Source organism: Paractinoplanes maris, from assembly GCF_023544465.1.
Lineage (GTDB): Bacteria > Actinomycetota > Actinomycetes > Mycobacteriales > Micromonosporaceae > Actinoplanes > Actinoplanes maris.
The window spans coordinates 311,111-331,741 of record NZ_JALPVL010000007.1 but is presented as its reverse complement, the minus strand read 5'-3'; the positions used below and the strand labels follow the sequence as shown (position 1 = coordinate 331,741).

Annotated in this window: 16 protein-coding genes; 9 read left to right on the top strand and 7 right to left on the bottom strand. The window is 71.8% G+C overall.

Annotated features, from left to right (window positions below; genetic code table 11):
• Window positions 1-78: 78 nt before the first annotated feature.
• From NAG42_RS22060 to NAG42_RS22050, 3 genes are all read right to left on the bottom strand, one after another.
• Window positions 79-1,467 carry a non-reducing end alpha-L-arabinofuranosidase family hydrolase gene (locus tag NAG42_RS22060; RefSeq protein ID WP_250032639.1) on the bottom strand — a complete coding sequence of 463 codons (1,389 nt, stop codon included), beginning with the start codon at window positions 1,465-1,467 and terminating at the stop codon, window positions 79-81.
• 122 nt (window positions 1,468-1,589) lie between these two features.
• Window positions 1,590-3,290: an amylo-alpha-1,6-glucosidase gene (locus NAG42_RS44995; protein ID WP_250032635.1), complete on the bottom strand. Its 1,701-nt coding sequence runs from the start codon at window positions 3,288-3,290 to the stop codon at window positions 1,590-1,592.
• Window positions 3,291-3,345: 55 nt separating this feature from the next.
• The gene (locus NAG42_RS22050) at window positions 3,346-6,432 is read right to left on the bottom strand and encodes a CHAT domain-containing protein (protein WP_250032634.1); all 3,087 of its coding nucleotides are present in this window, start codon (window positions 6,430-6,432) and stop codon (window positions 3,346-3,348) included.
• A gap of 47 nt (window positions 6,433-6,479) precedes the next feature.
• On the opposite strand from NAG42_RS22050, the gene NAG42_RS22045 reads away from it, so the two are divergent.
• Complete coding sequence (locus NAG42_RS22045; RefSeq protein ID WP_250032632.1) at window positions 6,480-6,902, top strand: hypothetical protein; 423 nt, start codon at window positions 6,480-6,482, stop codon at window positions 6,900-6,902.
• Here NAG42_RS22045 and NAG42_RS22040 read toward each other — a convergent pair.
• Window positions 6,899-9,010, bottom strand: coding sequence for a putative bifunctional diguanylate cyclase/phosphodiesterase (locus NAG42_RS22040; RefSeq protein WP_250032628.1), 2,112 nt, complete (start codon window positions 9,008-9,010; stop codon window positions 6,899-6,901). The two genes, NAG42_RS22045 and NAG42_RS22040, sit on opposite strands and share 4 nt — an antisense overlap.
• Window positions 9,011-9,239: 229 nt before the next feature.
• On the opposite strand from NAG42_RS22040, the gene NAG42_RS22035 reads away from it, so the two are divergent.
• The 4 genes from NAG42_RS22035 to NAG42_RS22020 all read left to right on the top strand — a co-directional run bounded on the left by NAG42_RS22035 (window position 9,240) and on the right by NAG42_RS22020 (window position 13,628).
• Window positions 9,240-9,641, top strand: a complete 402-nt coding sequence (locus NAG42_RS22035) for a hypothetical protein (RefSeq protein ID WP_250032627.1) — start codon at window positions 9,240-9,242, stop codon at window positions 9,639-9,641.
• A gap of 78 nt (window positions 9,642-9,719) precedes the next feature.
• A complete protein-coding gene (gene secD / locus NAG42_RS22030; protein WP_250032625.1) occupies window positions 9,720-11,936 on the top strand; it encodes a protein translocase subunit SecD in 2,217 nt (738 codons plus the stop codon).
• 79 nt (window positions 11,937-12,015) lie between these two features.
• Window positions 12,016-12,696, top strand: a complete 681-nt coding sequence (locus NAG42_RS22025; RefSeq protein WP_250032624.1) for a LysR family transcriptional regulator substrate-binding protein — start codon at window positions 12,016-12,018, stop codon at window positions 12,694-12,696.
• Window positions 12,697-12,887: 191 nt separating this feature from the next.
• A complete protein-coding gene (locus NAG42_RS22020) occupies window positions 12,888-13,628 on the top strand; it encodes an SDR family NAD(P)-dependent oxidoreductase (protein WP_250032623.1) in 741 nt (246 codons plus the stop codon).
• Here NAG42_RS22020 and NAG42_RS22015 read toward each other — a convergent pair.
• Entirely contained in the window at window positions 13,625-14,068 is a 444-nt protein-coding gene (locus tag NAG42_RS22015; RefSeq protein WP_250032622.1) for a MarR family winged helix-turn-helix transcriptional regulator, read from the bottom strand. The genes NAG42_RS22020 and NAG42_RS22015 overlap by 4 nt on opposite strands.
• 75 nt (window positions 14,069-14,143) lie before the next feature.
• On the opposite strand from NAG42_RS22015, the gene NAG42_RS22010 reads away from it, so the two are divergent.
• The 3 genes from NAG42_RS22010 (at window position 14,144) to NAG42_RS22000 (ending at window position 16,872) form a co-directional block, all read left to right on the top strand.
• Window positions 14,144-15,184 (top strand): flavin-containing monooxygenase, encoded by a 1,041-nt coding sequence (locus NAG42_RS22010; RefSeq protein WP_250032621.1) that lies wholly within the window; start codon window positions 14,144-14,146, stop codon window positions 15,182-15,184.
• Window positions 15,185-15,570: 386 nt separating this feature from the next.
• Window positions 15,571-16,257 carry a DUF4232 domain-containing protein gene (locus NAG42_RS22005; protein WP_250032620.1) on the top strand — a complete coding sequence of 229 codons (687 nt, stop codon included), beginning with the start codon at window positions 15,571-15,573 and terminating at the stop codon, window positions 16,255-16,257.
• A gap of 3 nt (window positions 16,258-16,260) precedes the next feature.
• Window positions 16,261-16,872: a helix-turn-helix transcriptional regulator gene (locus NAG42_RS22000; protein ID WP_250032618.1), complete on the top strand. Its 612-nt coding sequence runs from the start codon at window positions 16,261-16,263 to the stop codon at window positions 16,870-16,872.
• Here the strand turns inward: NAG42_RS22000 and NAG42_RS21995 are convergent.
• Complete coding sequence (locus NAG42_RS21995) at window positions 16,862-18,142, bottom strand: FAD-dependent monooxygenase (RefSeq protein WP_250032616.1); 1,281 nt, start codon at window positions 18,140-18,142, stop codon at window positions 16,862-16,864. The two genes, NAG42_RS22000 and NAG42_RS21995, sit on opposite strands and share 11 nt — an antisense overlap.
• A gap of 60 nt (window positions 18,143-18,202) precedes the next feature.
• On the bottom strand, window positions 18,203-19,051 hold the full coding sequence (locus NAG42_RS21990; protein WP_250032614.1) for an MBL fold metallo-hydrolase: 849 nt from the start codon (window positions 19,049-19,051) through the stop codon (window positions 18,203-18,205).
• Window positions 19,052-19,211: 160 nt separating this feature from the next.
• Between NAG42_RS21990 and NAG42_RS21985 the strand changes: the two genes are divergently transcribed.
• A complete protein-coding gene (locus tag NAG42_RS21985; protein ID WP_250032612.1) occupies window positions 19,212-20,618 on the top strand; it encodes an FAD-binding oxidoreductase in 1,407 nt (468 codons plus the stop codon).
• The last annotated feature ends 13 nt before the right edge of the window (window positions 20,619-20,631 follow it).

Sequence of the window (20,631 nt, the reverse complement as noted above, 5' to 3'; positions counted from 1 at the left end):
CTGATCGAGGCTCCGCCGGGCGGGCCGAGCGAGTGAGCGCGGTGGAGCCCGATCGATGGGATTTCTCCTCCCGGACCCCTATCGCTGCCGGGTGAGTAGTCCGGGCCGCCACGGCAGGTTGTTGTAGTCGCCGCCGGCGTTGGGGTCCTTGCCCTGATAGAGCAGCTGCAGGTTGCAGGGGTCGACCGTCTTGGTCTGGTCCGGGTTGCTGCGGACCAGGTCGCCGTGACTGATGTCGTTGGTCCAGGTGGCGCCGCTGTTGGCCTTGCCCGCGAACGGGTTGCTCTCGGTGGCGGCCTCCGGGGTCCACGTGCCGTTCAGGCTGGTCGCGGTGAAGGAGCGGAAGTAGCGGCCCTGGCTGCCGATCGCCTCGACGAGCATCAGGTACTGGTTCTGGCCGGCCACCTTGTAGACCTCGACCCCCTCGAACAGGTTGTTCGTGGAGTCGCTCATGATCGTGGTGTAGGACGCGCCGAAGCTGCCGGGGAAGTTCCCGATCGGCATGCTCGCCCGGTAGATCTTGCCGTTGTCGCCCGCGAAGAACAGGTACATGTTCTCGGCGTCACCGATGAGCGTCTGGTCGATGACGCCGTACGGGGCGTCGGCAATCGTGCCGGTGAACAAGGTCTGCGCGGACGACCAGGCGTTGGCGTCGGCCGGGTCGGTGGAGGTCTTGTAACTGAACGACGTCGGTCCCCACTGATAGGCCAGCACCCAGATGTTCCGGGGAGCGAAATAGAACAGGGTCGGCGCCACGGTGCCCTGGCTCATGCTGTTCTGGCCGGCCGAGGCCATGTCCGACCAGTTGGTGAACAGGCCGAAGTTCATCGACCCGTACGAGCCGTTGGACACGGTGGACGCGTACACCAGGTGCTTGCCGTTGTAGACGACGTTGGTGAAGTCCTTCAGCGACGTCCAGCCGTTCTTGGGCTGGGCCAGCGCGCCGGTCGAGGTCCAGCGGTAGCTCGACGGCAGTGTGCACGTGCCGCCCGGGTCGGTGGGCGGTGGACTGGTCGGGGGCGGCGTGGACGGCGGTGGGGTTGTCGGCACGGTGCCTCCCGTGCAGGTCACGCCGTTGAGGGCGAAGCCCGCCGGAGCCGGGTTGCTGCCGGTCCACGACCCGTTGAAACCGAACGAGACGGTGCCGCCGGTCGCGACCGATCCGTTGTAACCGGCGTTGGTGGCGGTCACGGCGGAGCCGTTCTGGGTCACCGTCGCGTTCCAGGCCTGGGTCACGCGCTGCCCGGCGCCGTAGGACCACGTCAGCGTCCAGCCGGACACAGCGTCACCCAGGTTGGTGATCGACACGGTGGCGCCGAACCCGCCCTGCCAGGACGACGACACGGCATAGTTCACCGAGCAGCCCGCGGCCGCGGCCGCCGCCGGCGTCACGGCGACCGCCGCTGACGCCACCATCGCGGCGCCCCCTGCCAGCAGGGCGGCCTTGTGTGATCTCGATAGGACCATGGTTCTCTCCTGACCGGCGCTGAGGACAGTTGTTATCGATAACAGCCGATGTCTGGAAAGATACGGGAGCGCTCCCAAAGCCTCAACAGCTCACCTTGACCGCGCTCAGCCCGCGGTGACGCTCACCGCCCGCCCGGCGCCCGGCGCTGATGGGCGGCGGCCAGAATCAGGTAGGCCGCGGCCGTCCAGGTGTAGGCACGGTCGCGCAGGCCGGCCCCGGTCTCGGCGTCGAAGTTCTCGGCGAAGCCCGACTTCTCGCACAGGGCGCGGAACCGTTCGCTGACGGTGTCGGCCAGGCCGGTGTGCCCGGCCCGGCGCAGCCCGTCCTCGATCAGGATGGTGGACGGAGCCCAGATGGGTCCGCGCCAGTAGCCGTCAGCGGTGTAGTGCGGTGAGCCGGGTGGTTCCGTCGCCAACCCGTACGTCGTCAGGTGGTCCTCGAGTCCGGCCGCGAGAGCCGTGTGGACCTCGGCCGGCAGGTCGTCGCCGAGAACGATCGGCACCAGCGCGAGCAGGCTCCGGCCGGCGCTCACCTGCCCGGTGCGGGCGTCGCGGGCGACGAACCGGCCGTCGTCCCACAACGCCGACACCAGCTCGGCCCGCAATCGATCGGCCGTGGTCTGCCAGTCGGCGGCGGCCGTGGGCTCGCCGAGCTCGGTGGCCAGCGCGGCCAGTTCGCGCAGTTGCAGGATCAGGAAGGCAGCGAGGTCGGCCGTCTCGAGCGTCCGGCCGGCGTCGAACGTGGTGGCGTTGTCCCAGCCGCTGTCGTTGCCGTGCTGGTAGTGCGGCAGCACCTGACCGGGGACGCGGCGCTGGGTGAGCCAGAAGGTGGTCCAGCGGCTCAACCGCTGATAGGTGAAGGTCAGCTCGTCGCGGCTCAGCGGCCGGCCCAGCTCGCGGCGCAGACGAGCGAAGGCCCAGCCGTGCACGGGCGGTTTGACGAAATTGAACAGGACCTCGGAGTGGGTCACCGAGTCGGGCAGGGCGCCCGTCGGCTCCTGGTGGTCGAAGGGCAGGTGGAACTGGTGCCAGGCCAGCTCGGGATCACCCGCGGCCAGGGCCAGAGCGTTGAAGCAGTGGTCCCAGCTCCACACCTTGTCCATCCAGTGTTTGGACATCAGCACGGCCGGACGGGCCAGGAACCCGGCCGGTGCCACGGTCGCCGACCACAGCACGTACGCGGCGAGTTCGGCGGCCGGTATGCCGGCGTCGCGCCACGGGGCCACCGCTTCGACGTACGTGTGAAACGCCGCCTCGGCCCGGCGGGCCACCTCGTCGAAGGGCACCTCGGCCCGGTAGGGGTCGCGGCTGGTCTCGTACTCCTCCACGGCGACCTCCCAGTCGCCGTCGCCGGGCAGATCGAGGTGCCGTTCGGCGGTGCCGAGCAGCTCGACTCCGGCCGCACCACCCGGGGGCGCGGTGAGAACCGTGACCCGGTAACGGCGCCCGGTCTCGTACGAGGTGAAGACGTACGCGTCGTCGCGCGGGTCGCGGTAGAGGTAGGTGCCCGAGAACGGGGTCAACGTCCCGGCCGCGGCCGCGATCCGCAGACCGGTGCCGGAACCGCGCAGCCGGACGGTGGTCGCGTTCTCGTACACCAACTCGGCCCGCCCGCCGCGGTGCTGCCACCGCAGCCGGGTGGGGGTGGCCTCGACATCGGCGCCCTCGGGCGCGGTGAACCGCAGAACCGGATGCATGCCGGTCTGGTGCGAAACCAGGTGCAGGTCGTCGGCGTACGTGTTCTCCGCGACGACGGGGGAGATGTCGAACCAGGAGCCGGGAAAGCTGAACGGGATGTCCCGCACGGAGAAAGCGGTGCTCACGAAAAGGTCACCCGTCCCTACCTGAGATTGCAGCGTCTGCCGGAGCTCGGTCCCGTCAGGGGCCGATGTGAACGTACGCCGCCCAGCGGGTGGGCAGGCCGGGATACCGGCGGCGCAACTCCTGGGCGGTCTCGTGCAGGGCCCGGGAGGCCGTGCCGGCCTGCGGTGGGGAGCCGAGCCGGTCGTAGAAGAGACGGGCCGTCTCGGCGGCGGTCCCGTCGGTGACCCGCCACAGCGTCCCGATCACCTGCCGGTAGCCGGCCACGTGGAACGCCGTCCCCAGGTGCATCACCTCGGCCGCGGCTACCGTGCTGCTCAGGACCGTCTCGCAGGCCGACAGGTACACCAGCTCACCCCGCGGGGCCCGGTCGGCCAGCAGATCCCCTACGGTCAGTGGGCCGTCGTGCAGGTGCAGGGCACTGCGGATCGGGGCGTTCCAATAGCTGGTGGCGTGGCAGGCGATGTGCAGCCAACTGCTCGTCCGCAGCGCGGCGGCCACCCGGGACCGGGTGGCGTCGGCGCCGAGGATGCGGTGGGCGTCCGGGAAATGCTCGACCAGCCGGTCCACTTCGGCGGTGGCGCCGGCCAGGGACGACGGGCCACCCGCGATCAGGTGGACCTCGCCGAGGGCCGGCGGGCCGGGACGGCGCCCGGCACGGGCCAGCGAGGTGACCGTGGGCGCGTAGGACGACACCGTCCGGTCGAGGGCCGATCGGCCCTCTCCGAGCTCGGCGGCGTGCAGCGGGAGGGTGGCGAGATTGCCGGTCGGGACCCACCAGATCCGGGCCGGGACCGGGCCGGACCGCCCGAGATGCGCCATCACCGGTCCGACGACGGCGCTCCCCAGCCAGGCGAGCACATCGCGCAACGGCTCCTGGGCGTCGTGGGTGGCTGCCGGGTCCGCGGGCGACAGCTCGGCGAAGGCCAGTGCGTCGAAGAACACGGTCTCCTGCTCGCGGACGGCCTCCACCGTGGCGTCCGGCAGCGGCACGGCCTCGACGGTGGTGGCGGTCAGCACCAGCGCGTGACTGCCGTACCGGCTGATGTTGACTGTCACCACCGGGCCGCCGGCCGCCGCCGGGTGCAGGTCGCGGACGGTCACCGGGGCCAGGAAGTCACCGCAACCCGGCAGCCGCCGGATGCTGTCCACGGTCCGGTTCCAGGCGGCGACGGTCGCCCGCCGGTGGTCCACACCGCCAGGCCCGCGCGGCGCGGCCAGTTGGGTCCCGAGCCGGCGGAGCTCCTCGATGAGCCGTGGTCCCTGCTCCGGATCGGCCGTCCGGATGTGCTCGAAAGTCTCCCGGTAATCCAGGGCCCGCCCGAGGAGCAGCCCCCGGCCGCGCTCGAGAAGCTCGAGGGCGTGCTCGACCGCGCCGGCCCGCACCGCGGCGGCCGCGGCGTCCGAGGCCACCTCCGACCAGTCGGCCACCTCGCGCAGGTGATCGTCGGGTGCGAGCTGCCGGCCGGCGAAGAGCGGCAGCAGGTTGACGGCGCCACCGAGGGCTTCCCGTGCGCCCGGCCAGCGTCCGCCCTGCGCCTCGGCCTGGCCGAGCTGCACGGCGGCGGCGAACCGGTGCCAGGTCGGCAGCCTTTCGTCGTCCAGGACCGGTCGCAGGTGCTCCGCGGTGGCGTCGAGGTCGGCCGCGCGGCCACGCGTGTCGTACCGCTGCCGGAGCGCGTACGCGAGCTTGATCCGGTGATCCGCCCGGTGCTCGGCATCGGTGGCTGGAAGCTCCTCGATGAGCAGGGCGGACTGATTGATCAACTCGTCGAGTCCCCGGGTGTCCGGCCGGGCAATGTACTGTCCGGACAGGGCGTCGACCAGGGCTTCCCGGATCTGGCTGCGGGTGGTGTCATCGGTCGCTCCCGTGATGGCCTCGGTCAGCCGGTCGATCTCCTGTTCCGTCTCCGCCGCGAGCTCGAGGTCGGGGTGGGTGTGCTCCCGCCGCTTCTGGGCCAGGGTGAGGTACGGCTCGCGGAAGATCCTCTTGAGCTTTCCCATCGGCCGGTCGGCCCGCCGCTCGTCATCGTGGAAGTCGGTGAGCCGCGGATCGAAATGGCGCAACAGATAGGCGCGCTGGGCGTCCCCGGCGCTGTTGTCGAGTTGCGCGCGCAGCGTCAGAGCCTTTTCCAGCAGCGGGGTGCAGAACTTCTTGGCGGCCGGGCCGGCCTCGCCGGACTGCGCCTGCACCCGCATGCCGAGGGTGATCGCCTCGTCGAGGTCGTCCCGCTGGCGGCTTGTCTCGAAGCGGTGGACGAGGAAGGCCACCAGGTGGGCCGCGCAGTCATGGCGTTGCTCGCCGGTGGTGGCGAGGCGCATCGCCGTACGCATCGCGGTCACCGCCGCGTCCAGATCTTCGCCGCCGCGCTCCGGTCCGCGCAGCGCGGCTCGCTGACTGAAGGCCAGCCCCAGGACGACGAAGGCGCCCGGCTCGGCGGCCAGGCCGGGTATCGCCCCGGTCAGGGCGGCGATGGCGTGTTCCAGATGCGAGGGCGTCCCGCCGTCGGCATAGCGGATCAGCAGACGCTCACCGAGACCGTACAGCGCGCGTGCGCACTCCTGTGCCGAGCGACTTCCGCGAACAGCGATGCGCTGAGCCCGCAGCAACGACGCAGCCAGCGTCTCGAGACCCACATCGCCGCGGTGATCCACCAAGGGCAGCTGCACCAGCGTGGCGGCGAACTCCACCGCGGAGGCGAAGTGCGGGTCGGCGGCGGAAACCGCATCGAGGGCGTACGCGTGTGCCAGCAGGGTGTTCCGGGCGGTGGCGACATCGTGCGCCTTGACGCTGCGCGCGAGGTACGCCTGGGCCAGGTTGGACAGCAGCGCATAGTCCGCGCCTTCCCGGAGCGCGGCGGCGCGGTAGATGGCGATCGACCGGTCGATGTCCGCGGTACTCGATGTCTGGTGCAGCTGGGCCATGTATCGGCTCTTGAGCGCGAACCCGAGAGTCACCGAGGCGCGGCCGGCCACCTCGGGGATCACGCCGGGCATGTCGGTGACGGACGACAACGCGTCGATGATGGTGTCCAACGCGTCCGGCGGAAGTCCGTCGCCGTGCTGCGCCAGCATCGCGGCAGCGCGGCGTTCCAGGCCTGCGACAGTCGCGTTGAGCTTCGCGGCACCGGATTCTCGGCTCATGACGCGCAGTATCGCAGCGCCAGGGGCGGCCTGAAAGAATGATCGGCATGGATAGCTTCAACACCACCGCTCCGGAACCCGGCTTCGGTGGCGAGCGTGGCGGCGGCGACCTGCTGCTCGGTGTGCTCGCCGGTTCCGCGCTCGCCCCGTTCCTGCAGGCCGTGGCGACCAAGGCCGGCGAGGACGTCTACGCCAAGATCCGGGACTTGCTCACCCGCCGACGCGCGAGCCCGCCACCTGCCGCCCCTGAGGCGCCGCTGATCCTCGCGGATCCGCAGACCCGGACGGCGATCCGGCTGCCGGCCACGCTGACCAGCGCCGAGGCCGCTCGCCTGGCCGCCGTGCACGTCCCGGCGCACGACGGCGGCCGCTGGATCATCGTGGATCACGCAGCTGACGGTGCGGGGTGGACCGTACAGGTGGCCGACCGGCTCCCGGACGGAGCGATCGAGGTGCAGAACCCGTCCTAACCCAGCGATGACCGTGGGCTGCTGCCTCTGCTGATCTCGGCCGTTCCGACGGCGAACCGGCCGTCCGGCAGCCGGTTGAGCAAATCGGCGAGCGCATCAGGAGCGAGTGCCGGGCTCCACAGGAAACCTTGGCCGGCCGAGCAACCGAGGCTTTGCAGGAGAGTGAGCTGTTCGGTGGTCTCCACGCCTTCGGCGATGGTGGTGAGCCCCATCGAGCGGGCCAGTCCGATGACCGTGGTGGTGATCGCCAGCGAGTCGGCGTCGGTGGTGATGTTGCGGATGAAGCTGCGGTCGATCTTCAACGTCGCCACCGGCAGCCGATTGAGGTAGGCGAGCGAGCTGTATCCGGTGCCGAAATCGTCGATGGCCGTCTTCACCCCGATGGCCCGCAGCCGTTCGAGCAGTCCGCAGGTGCGGTCGGGGTTGTCCATCAGGGCGCTTTCGGTGATCTCCAGTGTCAGGTCGCCGGGACGCAGCTCGTCGCCGGAGACCGCGGACATGACGTCGGTCTCGAGGTCGGCGTCCAAGAGGTGCCGGACAGAGATGTTCACGGCGATGCGGGGCAGGGCCGGTATGCGGGTGCGGAGCTGGCCGGCATCGCGGTGCGCGCGGTGCAGCGCCCACCGGTTGAGGGCGGACACAAATCCGCCGGTCTCGGCGACCTCGACGAACCGTTGCGGAGACACCAGTCCGCGGGTGGGGTGCGGCCAGCGGGCGAGGGCCTCCACGCCGACCACCAGACCGGTCGCGAGCTCCACCACCGGTTGGTAGTGCAGCGCCAGCTCGTCGCGGGCGAGCGCGTCGCGCAGGTCGTTCCCGAGCGTCAGCCGGTCGGCGGCATCCTCGGCGAGCGTCATGTCGAAGAGCTGCACCCGGCCCGGTCCGGCGGACTTGGCGGCGTACATGGCGGCGTCGGCGAAGCGGAGCAGGTCCGGGGCGGAGTGCGGCGGCGAGACGGCGACGCCCATGCTGGCCCGGATGTAGGCTCGCCGGCCGTCGAGATCGAACGGTTCGGCGAGCGCTTCCTGCAGTCGTTCCGCGACGGCCTGGGCGGCCGGTGGGTCGGTGTCCTCGCAGACGACGACGAACTCGTCGCCACCGAACCGCGCGACCGTGTCGGCCTGGCGCGCGGCGTCGGCCAATCGTCCGGCGACCTGAACCAGGAGCTGGTCACCGGCGGCGTGCCCCCAGGAGTCGTTGACGAGCTTGAACTGGTCGAGGTCGGCGAAGATGACCGCAACCGGCGTGTTGCCCGTGCGGGCGGCGCGGGCGAGGGCCTGGTCGAGGCGGTCGCTCAGCAGGGTCCGGTTGGCCAGGCCGGTGAGCTCGTCGCGCAGTGCCCGCCGGCGTAGTTCCTCCTGCGCCTCGACCCGGGCGGTGACGTCGCGACCGGTGCAGACGATGCCGGCGATGTCCGGGTCGTCGAGGTAGTTGGTGAAGACGTTCTCCATCCATCGCCAGGCCCCCGTCGCATCGGGGCCGCGGAACACGACCGTCTCGCCGGCGCCGGGGCGGCCGGCCACCCGGGCGACCGAGCGCTGAACCTCGGGCAGGTTGTCGGGGTGGACGAAATCCCACCCGGAGCGGCCGGTGATCGACTCGGGAACGTAGCCGAGCGCACCCTGCACTCCGGGGGAGATGTACGTCAGGACCGCATCCGCGTCGATCACCATGGTCCAGTCGTTGGCTTGCCGCTGCAGCGCTTCGAACAGCGCCTCGCGCCGGGTCAAGGCGCGTTCGGCCCGGCGTAGCTCGCTCAGATCCTGGACGAAGGTGGCGACCCCGTAGGGCACGCCATCGGCGTCCCGGAGCAGCGCTGCGTTGATCATCGTGGGTATGGCGGCGCCGTCGGGCCCGGTCAGCGTCCGCTCCCACGTGCCCGCGTCGACCGTTCCGGCGAGTACCGCGGGCAGGGGGTCGGGTATCGGTTGAACGCCTCTGGGATGGCGCAGCCGACGAACGTCGAGGCCCTCGAGCTCGGCGCGGTCGCGGCCGAGAAGCCGGCACAGCGCGTCGTTCACGAGCACCATCGTGCCGTCCAGGGCCAGCATCGCCTGGGGGACCGGCGTCTGGTCGAAACGCGCCCGGAACCGCTGTTCGCCGGCCATCATAGCCGCCCGGACCCGGTCAGCGCGCCTTCATCCCGCGTCTCCGCCTGCTCGCCCACTCGACGCCCCTATTCGCCCGATCCGCCGAGTCATTTTCAGGCCATCCTCCAGCAGATCGCCACCCCACCGCACAGCCTTCGCAGTTTTCCTCGCGGCAGATCAGCCGGCGTGGTTTGCCGGGTACTGAAGTGCCTGGCGGTACTGGCGCGGCCACCGTAGCGTGCAGTTCATGTCCGCGCAGTGCGCGTCGCGTACGGCATGGTGGCGTCGATGGGCGGGCCTGCCGGTCGTCGTCGCGCTGTTCTTCGCCACGTCGGTGATTGCCGCGACCCCGCAGACAGCGCGGGCCACCGAACCTGTCCCGGTGCCGTCGGTGCTTCAGGCCGTCATCGTGTCGCCTCCGCATGCCATGGGGCAGCGACCCGATCTCCGGGTGACCGACCACGGTGGACACGGGCGGGTCGCCCCGGATCTGACGGTGTTCGCCTGGCTGTCGGACCGGGCCGGCACCAGGACCACCGCGTGGTGGCACCTGCGACGCGACGGCGACGGGCACTGGGCGCGGACGGGCCGGGAGACAGCTCAGGTCAGGGGACCGCCAGGACGGCGTGCAGCAGACGCTTCGTCCTGACCCCGGCGCCGCGGCCGGTCCCGCCGGCCGCGCGCCACCCCTGCCCTAGGAGAACTCATCGTGTCGCGCGCTACTGCCGTGCGCGCATTTCTTGCCCTTGTCGTGCTTGTCGTCTCCGGGTGGCTTGTCGCCACCCGGCCGGCGCGGCTCGGGCTCGATCTGCGTGGCGGAACCCAGATCGTGTTGCAGACCCGGGACGGCGACCAGACCCGGGCCGACGCCACCACCACCGACCAGGCCATGGAAGTGCTGCGCAGGCGGGTCGACCAGCTCGGTGTGAGCGATCCGACGCTGGTCCGTTCCGGCGAGCGGCGGATCATCGTGGAACTGCCCGGAGTCACCGATCCCCGGGAGGCCGCCGAAGTCATCGGCCGCACCGCCCAATTGTCTTTCCGGCCGGTCCTCGCCCCCGCCGGCCCCGGACCCGCCAAGCCGCCGGCTGGTGGGCTCGCTGTTCCCGACGAGACGGGCAGGCCCGTGCTGCTGGGGCCGCCGGCGCTCTCCGGCCGGCAGATCGACGGCGCTCAGGCCACCACCGAACCGCCGGCCGGCTGGCAGGTCGCGGTCGACTTCGCCGGTGACGGCACCCGGGCCTGGCAACGGCTGACCGCTCGAGCCGCCTGCTCACCACCGGGTGACCCGGGGCGCCGGGTCGCGATCCTGCTCGACGACGAGGTGGTCTCGTCCCCACAGGTCAGCCCGGAGGCGACCTGCGAGGTCGGGTTCGCCGGACCGGCCATGCGGATCACCGGTTCCTTCACCGCGGACGAAGCCCGCGACCTGGCCCTGCTGATCCGGGCCGGTGCGCTGCCCGTGCCGGTCGACGTCATCCAGCAGCAGGTGGTCGGCCCTACCCTCGGGAAACAGGCGATTGACGACTCGGCGAGGGCGGCGCTGCTCGGCGCGCTCGCCACCGTCCTGTTCATCGTTGCGGTGTACCGCCTGGTCGGTGCGCTGGCGGCGGTGGCGCTGATGGCGTACGGGTTGGTCTCCTACGCGGCCCTGCTGGCGATCGGTGCCACCCTGACCCTGCCCGGGCTGGCCGGGTTCGTGCTGGCGATCGGGATGGCGGTCGATGCGAACGTCCTGGTCTTCGAACGAGCCCGGGAGGAGTACGCCGCCAAGCCGTCCCTGCGTACCGCCATCCGGGACGGCTTCAGCCGGGCCTGGTCGGCGATCGCGGACTCCAACGTCACCACCCTGGTGGCCGCTGCGCTGCTGTTCCTGCTGGCGTCCGGCCCGGTACGTGGCTTCGGCATCACCCTGGGCATCGGCGTACTGGCCTCCATGTTCACCGCGCTGGTCCTCACCCGGCTCCCGGCCGAGGCACTGCTGCGGCGTCGGTGGCTGACCGTCCGGCCCCGCTGGAGCGGCCTGGCCCATCAAGGCTGGGTGCGGCGGACCCTCGTCACCCGTGCCCCGGACCTGATGGGCCGGCGCCGATGGTGGCTGGCCATCTCGGCGGCGGCGGTGCTGCTCGCCTTCGCCGGTGTCGCCACCCGCGGCGTGGATCTGGGTGTGGAGTTCGTCGGCGGCCGACTGGTCGAGTACACGACCAGCCGGCCCCTGACCACCGAGGCCGCCCGGGAGGCGGTGACGGCCGCGGGCCTGGACCGGGGGATCGTCAGCAAGGTCGGTGAGGGCAACCTCTCGGTACGCGCCGGAGCGTTCGACGACGCCGCGGAGCAACGGGTACGCGACGCCCTCACCGCCCGCGGGGGTGGTGATGTGCAGCGCCTCCGCGACGACAAGGTCGGGCCCAGCCTCGGCGCCGAGCTGCGGAACAAGGCGCTGCTCGCACTGGGCATCGCGCTGGCGGCGCAGATGGCGTACCTGTCGTTGCGGTTCCCGTGGCGCTGGGGCGCCGCGGCGGTGCTGGCGATGGCTCACGACGTGGTCATCCTCATCGGGGTGTTCGCCTGGCTCGGCAAGCCCGTCGACGGGGTGTTCCTGGCGGCGCTGCTGACCGTCATCGGGTACTCGGTCAACGACTCCGTGGTGGTCTTCGACCGGATCCGGGAACTGGTCCGCGGCCGGCCGGGCACGAGCCCCCGGCTTCGCACCCCCTTCGCCTCGGTGGCCAACCAGGCCTGTCTTCAGACCGTCCCGCGGACGGTCAACACCGGACTCGGGGCGGTGTTCATCCTGGCTGCCCTGGCGGTGCTGGGCGGGCCGTCACTGGTCGACTTCGCGATCGCCCTGCTGATCGGGATCCTGGTGGGCACGTACTCGTCGGTGTTCCTGGCGACGCCACTCGCCATCACCTTCAAGTCGGGGGCCGCGAGGTCCCGCTGATTTCGACGAGGCTGCTCGGCTGTCCTCGGGAGCGGGACAGCCGAGCAGCCGACTTGAAACGTTGGGGTGCCGCACTGGCGTGCGGCCTGATTCTGGCTTCCGGGCTCACCAGCACCGCGTACGCCGCCGAGCCGGCCGCTGTGCGTGCGGTTCTCCGGACGCTGTCCGCTGCCGCACGCTCAAGGTCACCGAGCCGGGCACGTACTTCGTCGGCGCCGTGGACGCCGCCGGGGCCGCCCAGACCTTGGTGATCATGGCCGCCGACGGCGGCCTGCCCTGCAGCACCAGCGGATACCCGCCCGGTCCGGTCGACGGCCGTTACACCTCGACGGTCAACGTCGAGGAGGAGATCGTGCTGACGGCGTCGAAGGATCATCGGCTGGCCGGGCGGAGCGCGGTGGGACTGCCCGAGCTCGACGGCGAGGATCTGGTGCACTTCGCGCCGGGCAACGGCTTGAGCAGCTGGCTCGACTGGTCCCTCAGCGCCGCCGGCGTTCGCCTCAAGCCGGTGCTGAGAACGTCGGTCACCTCCGCGGCGCCCCAGCTCGCGGCGGCCGGACTCGGCATCGCGATCAGCCCGGTCAGTGCCGTCAGCGCGGGTTTCCCGGGCGTGGTCCGCTCCTTCTCGCCCCGGTGGGCCCGGCAACTGGTCGCGGTGACGGCGGGGGAGCCCGACCCGCTCGCTGCCCGCTTCATCGCCGACCTGCGGGCTCGCGGCGTGCGGGTGCCCCGGGATGTGAGGAACCAGCTCGTCGAGTAGGTCTCGGCGGTCAGGCCCGACGTCCTGCCGGACTCGTCCTGAGGGCGCATGCCGGGGACGGCCGCGTCGGCGAACGCGCGGTGGCCACTTCGCAAGGTTCACACCCGGCCTTCGTGACGTACGTGACATGTCATTCAACGCGACGGAGGGGTATGCATGACATGTCACTCAAAACCGCGAAGGGAAACGCCATGGGACAGCTGGACGGCAAGACGGCGCTGGTCACCGGAGGTACGAGCGGGATCGGGCTGGCCACCGCGCACCGGTTCGCCGCCGAGGGCGCGCACGTCTTCATCACCGGGCGCGATCAGGGGCGCCTCGACGCCGCCGTCAAGGAAGTGCCGAACGCCACCGGCATCACGAGCGACGTCAGCAACCCCGAGGACCTCGACCGGCTCGCCGCCGCGATCGGTGACCACGGGAAGGGGCTCGACGCGGTCTTCGTCAACGCGGGCGGCGGCGAGTTCGCGACGCTCGATTCGGTCGGGTGGCAGGATTACCAGCAGACGTTCAACACCAACGTGGGCGGCGTCATCTTCACCGTGCAGAAGGTGCTGCCGCTGCTCAACCCCGGCGCGGCCATCGTTCTGACCGGCTCCACCTCGGCCGGCAACGGCCAGCCGGCGTTCGGCCTCTACGCCGCCAGCAAGGCCGCGATCCGCTCACTGGGCCGCACCTGGGCCGGCGAACTGGTCAGCCGTGGCGTCCGGGTCAACACGATCGTTCCCGGCGCGACCGAGACGCCGGGTCTGGGTGGTCTCGCGCCGGACAACCCGCAGGGGCTGTTCCAGCAGCTCGCCTCGCAGATCCCGATGGGCCGGCTCGCGCGGCCCGAGGAAATCGCCAACGTGGCGCTCTTCCTGGTGTCCGAGCAGTCCAGCTTCATGACCGGTGCCGAAGTGTTCGTGGACGGCGGAGCCGAGCAGATCTAAGGCGGCCCGAGGTTCTCGTGCACCGTCTCGAGGATCGCCGCCAACTGGCGTACGGTCCGTGGGGAAAGCCCGTCGAAGAAGAGCTCCCGCACGAGAGCCACATGACCGGGCGCGGCGTCCCGGTTGGCCTGGCGCCCGGCCTCGGTCGCCTCGACCACGGTGATCCGGCGGTCGTCGTCGTGCGGGCGGGTGCGGACCAGGCCGCGGGTCGCCATCCGCTTGGTGTGGTGCGAGACGCGACTGCGCTCCCAGCCGAGCAGCCGAGCCATGTCCGTGATCGACAAAGGGCCCGTGACCAACACGTTCAGGATGTCGTAATCGGCCAGGGACAGCCCGCTGTCGGCCTGCAGCTGGCGGTTCGCCTCGAAGTTGATCCGATGCTGGACACGCATGAAGGCCAGCCAGGCCCGCTGCTGGTCGGCGTCCAGCCACTCACTCACCGATGAAGGATATGTCACGGGTTCGGCCGGGCGACGGGCCGTCGAACTTTGCGGCACCGCGCCCGTCATCCCGACGTGGAGACATTCGACGCGGTCGTGGTGGGCGCGGGCATGGCCGGATTGGCGGCGGCGTGGCAGCTGCGCGCGGCCGGTGCCCGCTTCGTGGTGCTGGAACGTGATGAGCGGCCCGGAGACACGTGGCGGCGACGTCCCGACTCGCTCCGGTTGTTCACGCCGGCCCGATTCTGCGAGTTGCCGGGGTGGTCGTTCCCGCTCGATCCCCGGGCCCATCCCGATCGCGCCGAGATGGCCGATTATCTGAGTGACTACGCGGCCCGTTTCGCGTTGCCGGTGCGCACCGGCGTCGGCGTGCGGGCGCACACCGTCGTCGACGGCCGGCATCGGCTCACCACGGACGACGGAGCGGTGATCGGGACGAACGCGGTGATCGCCGCCACCGGGGCGTTCGACGTGCCGGCGGTGCCGGCATTCGCCACCGAGCTCGACCCCTCGGTGCGGCAGATGCACTCCGCCGGCTACCGGCGTCCGGCCGATCTGGTGCCGGGACCGGTGCTGGTGGTGGGCGCGGGCACGTCCGGCGCCGACATCGCCATGGATCTCGTCGGTGATCACCAGGTGTGGATGGCCGGTCGCAGCACCGGCTCCGTGCCGGTCGCGCTGGCGCGCAGCCCGCTCGTCCGACAGCTGGTGTTCGGCCGCCGGGTTCCGGCGGGCCGGCTGGGGCAGCTCGTACGGGAACGAGGCCGTCGTGCGGCGCCGCTGGTCTGGCAATCGCCCGCCTCGCTGCGCGCCGCGGGGATCCGGCGGGTCCCGCGCGTGGTCGGTGTGAGCGACGGCCGGCCTCGGCTGGCCGACGACCGCGTGCTGACGGTGGCCAACGTCGTCTGGTGCACCGGATTCCGGCCCGGCTACGGCTGGCTCGCTCCCGGCGCCCTCGGCCCGGACGGGTGGCCCGTGCACCGGCGCGGCGTGTCCACCTCGACGCCCGGCCTGGGGTTCGTCGGCATGCCGTTGCAGAGCACCTTCGCCTCCGCGTTCCTGTCGGGTATGCCCGACGACGCGGCGTGGGTGGTCGCCCGGCTCCTCCAGGCATGAGCGCGGAGAGCCACGCGGACCTCCTCGGATCGCCGTACGAGCGTCTGACCATCCCGACGGCCCGCGACGAGCAGGGACCGGTGTCCGCAGGTTGGTGCCGGCCGGCCCAGGGAATGGGACTACGACCTGCGGCTCGAGCCGGCCGAGGGATTTCCGATCACGCTGGGCCGGCTGATGGCGGTTTCGGTCGGCTCCGGCGTGTGCTCGGCGTGCCGCTGCCGATTCTCGTGGGCTGCTCGGCGCGGTCCATCCGGACCCGGTCGGACCCTCGGGCGGAGGCCGGGTGAGCCGGGTTCGTTCCGTGACGCACACCTCAGCCCGGAGGTGAACCGCCGGTGGAGGCCTCCGTCGGTAGGAGTGAAGGCGTCATCACGAGGAGATGCGACATGCGGAACGTCAAACGAACGACGGTGGTTCTGGCCGGACTGGCCGGCCTGGTGATGTCGGCGGCGGCGTGTGCCGATCCGGGCCCGGCGCCCACGGGTGGCTCGTCGGCACCGGCACCGGCATCGGCGCCGGCCACCTCGCCGGCACCGGCCGGCGGCGGCAACGCGGCCGGCGGCGGCAATCCGTCCGGGGCAGGAGGCGGAGCCGGGACGAAGGCTGGGGCCGCAACCGGGAGCGGTGGCCACACCGGCGCGACGGCCACCGTGCGCGAGTGCCGTACCAGCGACCTCAGGGTGTCCCTCGTGGCCGTCCCCGGCACCTATGCGGGTTCGGCGTTGCGGCACGCCGACCGCCTGGTCTTCACCAATGTCTCCGGACGCAGCTGTTTCGAGCAGGGCTACCCCGGCGTCTCCTTCGTGGCCGGTGACAACGGGACACAGGTCGGCCGTGGCTTCATCCGCGACAGCGCGACCACCCCGCGGGTCACCCTGAAGGCGGGCGGACAAGCTCACGCGACCATCGTCGTCACCGACGCGCCCAACGCCTGCCGCCCGGTCCAGGTCCGCGGCTTCCGGGTCATGCCGCCGGACCAGGTCACGTCGGTCTTCGTGAGCCGGCCGCAGGACGCGTGCCGCGACACCGGCCAGTCGGGCGGCCACGTCCAGCCGATCACCAAGGGCGCGTAACGGATGCCGGCCCCCGCGTTCTCCGTGGTGGCCGATCCCGGCGGTGCACGGCACGTCGTCGGCCTGCGCCTGCCCGATGATGTGGGCCGGCCCGTGCACGCGCTGCTCGCCCTGCACCACGATTTGCGCCGGCTCCGGGGCGACTACGGTCCCCGGTCGGTCGACCTGCCGGGCACCCCGGCCGCTGGGACGCACGGCTACAGCGAGGCCTTCGGGGCCAAGGTACGTTTCGGTCGCCCGTTCGCTGTGCTGCGGGTGCCGGCCGGGGTGCTCTCCGGTCAGGTCGAGCGCTCCGGCCTCGCCTGGCGGGTCCGGCACGCGCTGGGCGATCGGCTCGGCGTGCGGTCGACCGCGCTGGCCGATGTGGCCCGGATGCTCGCGGTCCACCCGCGGACGATCCAGCGCGGCCTCATCGACGAGGGCCTGACATTCGCCGAGATCCTCGATTGCGTACGGCGGGAGCGCGCCGAAGCCCTGCTGGCCGGCACCGACCGGCCGCTGGCCGAGATCGCCGCCGGTCTGGGCTTCGCCGAGCCCGCCGTGCTGAGCCGGTGCGCCCGGCGCTGGTGGGGACACACCGCCGCGACGCACCGGCAGGTCGCCGTCAGTCGATAAGGCTTCCGACGTACCCGTCGGGACGGACCATCACCCGGCGGTCGTCGACGACCAGTTCCGCGGGCCGGCCGTCGAGCAGCGCGTCGCCGGTCTCAGCCACCCGGGATCCGACCGGCTGTCCTTCCTTGCCGTAGTGCACGTCGAGCGCGGCCAGACGGCGAGCCAAGATCAGGGAGAGGTCGGGCAACCGGTCGATCAGGCTGCCGAGCAGGTGGCGCAGGGCCTGGCCGGTCGGGCTGGTCGCGGTGATCAACGCGGTCTGGGCGAGGGTGTGTTCGGCGACGTCCTCGGCCCACGGCCGGCGCTCGTCGTGGTAGGTGTCCAGCAGGTCGTCACCGGCCCGGCCGCGCGCGACGTCGGCCAGCTTCCAGCCGAGGTTCATCGCGTCCTGCAGGCCCAGGTTGAGGCCGACCCCACCGGCCGGGAAGTGCATGTGGGCGGCGTCCCCAGCCAGCAGCACGCGGCCGTGGCGATACTGGCCGGCGACCCGGGTGGCGTTGCCGAAGCGGCTCAGCCAGGCCGGGTCGTGCAGGCCGAAATCGGTGCCACCGATGCGTACGGTGATCTCCCGCAGGTCCTCCAGGGTCAGCTCCCGCCGCCCGGCGTCCTGGTCCTCGGGGTCGTAGCCGGTGAACCGCAACAGCCCGCCCGGCACCGGCGCCACAATCAGCGCGCCCTTCTCGTTCTGCAGGCCGTAGCCGGGGGCGGGCGGCGCGTCGGCCCGGACATCACCCAGGTACGCGTAGGTGTCGGCGTCCGTGCCCGGGAAGGCGATGCCGGCGCTGCGCCGCACGGTGCTGCCCGCGCCGTCGGCCCCGACCACCCAGGCCGCGCGCCGGTCGGGACCGCCGTCGACGCTGACCCGCACGCCGTCCGCGTCCTGGGTCAGACCGGTGACCGACACGCCCCGCAGCACCCGGGCGCCCAGCTCGAGAGCGCGCTGCTCGAGGATCGCCTCCGTGCGGTCCTGCGGGAAGGCCAGCATGAACGGGTACGGGCTGTCCAGGCGGGTCAGGTCGAGCCGCTCGCGCAGGAAGCCGAAATGCCACGACGGCACGCGAATTCCCTTGGCCAGGAACGGTTCCTGCAGGCCGCGCATGGCCAGCTGCTCCAGCGTACGGGCGTGCAGGCCGAGCGCGCGGGGATGTCCGGCCCGGGCGTCCGCCCGTTCCAATACCACGGTGGACACTCCGCCCAGCCGGAGCTCGGCGGCCAGCATCAACCCGACCGGACCGCCCCCGACGATGATTACCTCAGTTTCGTCCTTCATGGTGACGACGCTAGGCACGAACACGTCCCCGGGCATTGATCCAGCACGACGACTAGTTCCTCACGCCGAGCGGCCGGTGGGCTCCGAGGACTGGCTCAGCAGGCGCGGCGGGCCGGCGATCACGGTGCTGGGGAACGGATTCCAGGTGATCGTCCCGTCCGCTGCGCGGGCGACGCGGCCGAAGGGCTGGTCGCCGAAGTGGAAGGCGAACGCGACAGTGCCCGGCACCAGCATCTCGTCGATCAGGCGCCGCCGGGCGGCCGGGACGCTGTCGCCGTGCCAGTCCGGACCCGCGCCCCACGCGAGGTGGTTCAGCTGCAGCGGGTGGTGGAAGGCGTCGCCGAAGCAGAGCAGCCGCTCGGTGCCCGCCGTGACGAGGTAGGACGTGTGACCCGGGCTGTGGCCGGGAGTGACGATCGCTCGGACGCCGGGGGCCACCTCGTCGCCGTCCTCGAGCAGGTCGGCGCCGGCCAGTGACGCCATCTCCGGCGTGGCCTTCCACTCCGCCGCGGCGACCGCGTGACGTCCGAAGGCCCCGGCCCAGCCCACGTGGTCGGGGTGCAGGTGGGTGAGCGCGAGCAGGTCGACCGCCGACGGGTCGTGGCCGAGGACGGCCAGCGTGTCCAGCAGGGAGCCGCTGTTGACCAAGCCTCCGCCGGCCTCGCCTTGCATCGGCCCCAGCCCGGCGTCGATCAGCAGCCGCCGCTCGCCGGTCTCGACCAGCAGACCGCCGGCCGACATCGGCACCAGGCCCCGCTCGTCCAGCAGGTCGGGCGTCCACTCGCCGGGCGGTATGGACGGGAAGAAACTGGCCGGGGGGAAGGCCATGGCGCCGTCGACAACGTAGGTGAATCGCACCCCGCCCAGGGTCAGTGAGCGGACCGAGGACTGGCTCTGCAGGTTCGTCATACGTCGTTCGACGGCGCCCGGCGTGCGGCGTTCAGCGCTGCTCCGTCACAGGCCGGCGAACCGTTCTCGCAGACCGCGTCGAAGGCGGCAGGCCGTACGGATGGGTGGCCGTCAACGTTTCGTCGGCGTTCCGTCGGCACGGCGCTGCTGGGCTGGGGACATGACTGATGCGATCGAAGACCTCCGGACCACCGCCGACGAGCTCGCCCGCCGTGTCGCCGGCGCCGTTCTGCTCCCGGGTGACGAGGGCTACGCCGAGGAATGCGCGACGTACAACCCGGCCGTGCCCAACAACCCGGCCGTGGTGGTGGGCGCCGCCGGCCCGTCCGACGTCCAGGCCGCGCTGGCGTACGCGAAGGACCACGACCTCGCCGTGGCGGTGATGAACACCGGGCACACCACCGTCGTCGCGGCCGGCCGCACGCTGCTGATCACGACCCGCCGGATGGACGAGGTCACCATCGATCCGGATGCCCGCCGGGCCCGGGTCGGCGCCGGCGTGCGCTGGCAGCAGGTCGTCGACGCCGCGGCCGAGCACGGGCTCGCGCCGCTCAACGGCTCCTCACCGCTCGTCGGCGTCGTCGGCTACACCCTGGGCGGCGGCCTGAGCGCCACGATGGGCCGCAAACACGGCTGGGCCTCGGACCACGTCACCGCGCTCGACATCGTCACCGCGGACGGGCAGCTGCGGCACGCCGACGCCGACGTTGAGCCGGAGCTGTTCTGGGCCGTCCGCGGCTCGAAGAGCAACCTGGGCGTCGTCACCGCCATGGAGTTCGAGCTGTTCCCGGTCACCCGGTTGACCGGCGGGGTGCTGATCTTCCCGGGCGACCAGGCCGGAGCGGTGCTGCGGGCCTACGCCGCCCTGACCGCCCAGGCGCCGGACGAGCTGACCACCTCGATCGCGTTCATGCGGCTGCCGGACGTGCCGGTGTTCCCGGAGCCGTTGCGCGGCACCTTCACGGTGCACGTGCGGGTTTCGTTCCTCGGGGCCGCCGCGGACGCGGACACGCTGCTGGCGCCACTCCGGGCGGCCGCACCGATCATGATCGACACCGTCGGCGACATGCCGTACACCGACTTCGCCGCCATCTACTCCGACCCGGAGGGCCCGGCGCCGTTCGCCGAGCGCACGCTGAGCCTGCCACCGCTGACCGACGACCTGGTGGCGCGGCTGATCGCGGCCATCGGACCCGCGGCCGACGTGCCGGCCAACATCATCGAACTGCGTCACCTCGGCGGTGCGCTGCGCGACACCCCGGACGGCGCCGGGGCGGCCGGCCTGCGTACGGCGGAATTCGTCCTGTGGGTCGTCACCGTCGGCGGACCCGACCTGACCGGGCCGGCTCTGCGCTGGACCGGTGAGCTGTTCGACGGTTTGAAGCCGTGGGCACTGGAAGGCAAGCACCTCAACTTCATCGGTCAGGAGGATCTGGCCGAGGAAGCGGTCCGCGCGGCCTATCCGGCCGCTGTCTACGGCAGGCTGGCGCGAGCGAAGGCCGTATACGACCCGGCGAACGTCTTCCACCTCAACCACAACATCCGGCCGGCTGCGGCAGTTGCCTGAATCACGGTGAACC

What these genes read in the sequence shown, in the direction of transcription:
- NAG42_RS21985 (WP_250032612.1), top strand. Translation starts at nt 19,212, where the DNA reads ATGACTGATGCGATCGAAGACCTCCGGACCACCGCCGACGAGCTCGCC.
- NAG42_RS22060 (WP_250032639.1), bottom strand. Translation starts at nt 1,467, where the DNA reads ATGGTCCTATCGAGATCACACAAGGCCGCCCTGCTGGCAGGGGGCGCC.
- NAG42_RS22050 (WP_250032634.1), bottom strand. Translation starts at nt 6,432, where the DNA reads ATGAGCCGAGAATCCGGTGCCGCGAAGCTCAACGCGACTGTCGCAGGC.
- NAG42_RS22040 (WP_250032628.1), bottom strand. Translation starts at nt 9,010, where the DNA reads ATGGCCGGCGAACAGCGGTTCCGGGCGCGTTTCGACCAGACGCCGGTC.
- NAG42_RS22005 (WP_250032620.1), top strand. Translation starts at nt 15,571, where the DNA reads ATGCGGAACGTCAAACGAACGACGGTGGTTCTGGCCGGACTGGCCGGC.
- NAG42_RS21995 (WP_250032616.1), bottom strand. Translation starts at nt 18,142, where the DNA reads ATGAAGGACGAAACTGAGGTAATCATCGTCGGGGGCGGTCCGGTCGGG.
- NAG42_RS22000 (WP_250032618.1), top strand. Translation starts at nt 16,261, where the DNA reads ATGCCGGCCCCCGCGTTCTCCGTGGTGGCCGATCCCGGCGGTGCACGG.
- NAG42_RS22045 (WP_250032632.1), top strand. Translation starts at nt 6,480, where the DNA reads ATGGATAGCTTCAACACCACCGCTCCGGAACCCGGCTTCGGTGGCGAG.
- NAG42_RS22020 (WP_250032623.1), top strand. Translation starts at nt 12,888, where the DNA reads ATGGGACAGCTGGACGGCAAGACGGCGCTGGTCACCGGAGGTACGAGC.
- NAG42_RS22035 (WP_250032627.1), top strand. Translation starts at nt 9,240, where the DNA reads ATGTCCGCGCAGTGCGCGTCGCGTACGGCATGGTGGCGTCGATGGGCG.
- NAG42_RS21990 (WP_250032614.1), bottom strand. Translation starts at nt 19,051, where the DNA reads ATGACGAACCTGCAGAGCCAGTCCTCGGTCCGCTCACTGACCCTGGGC.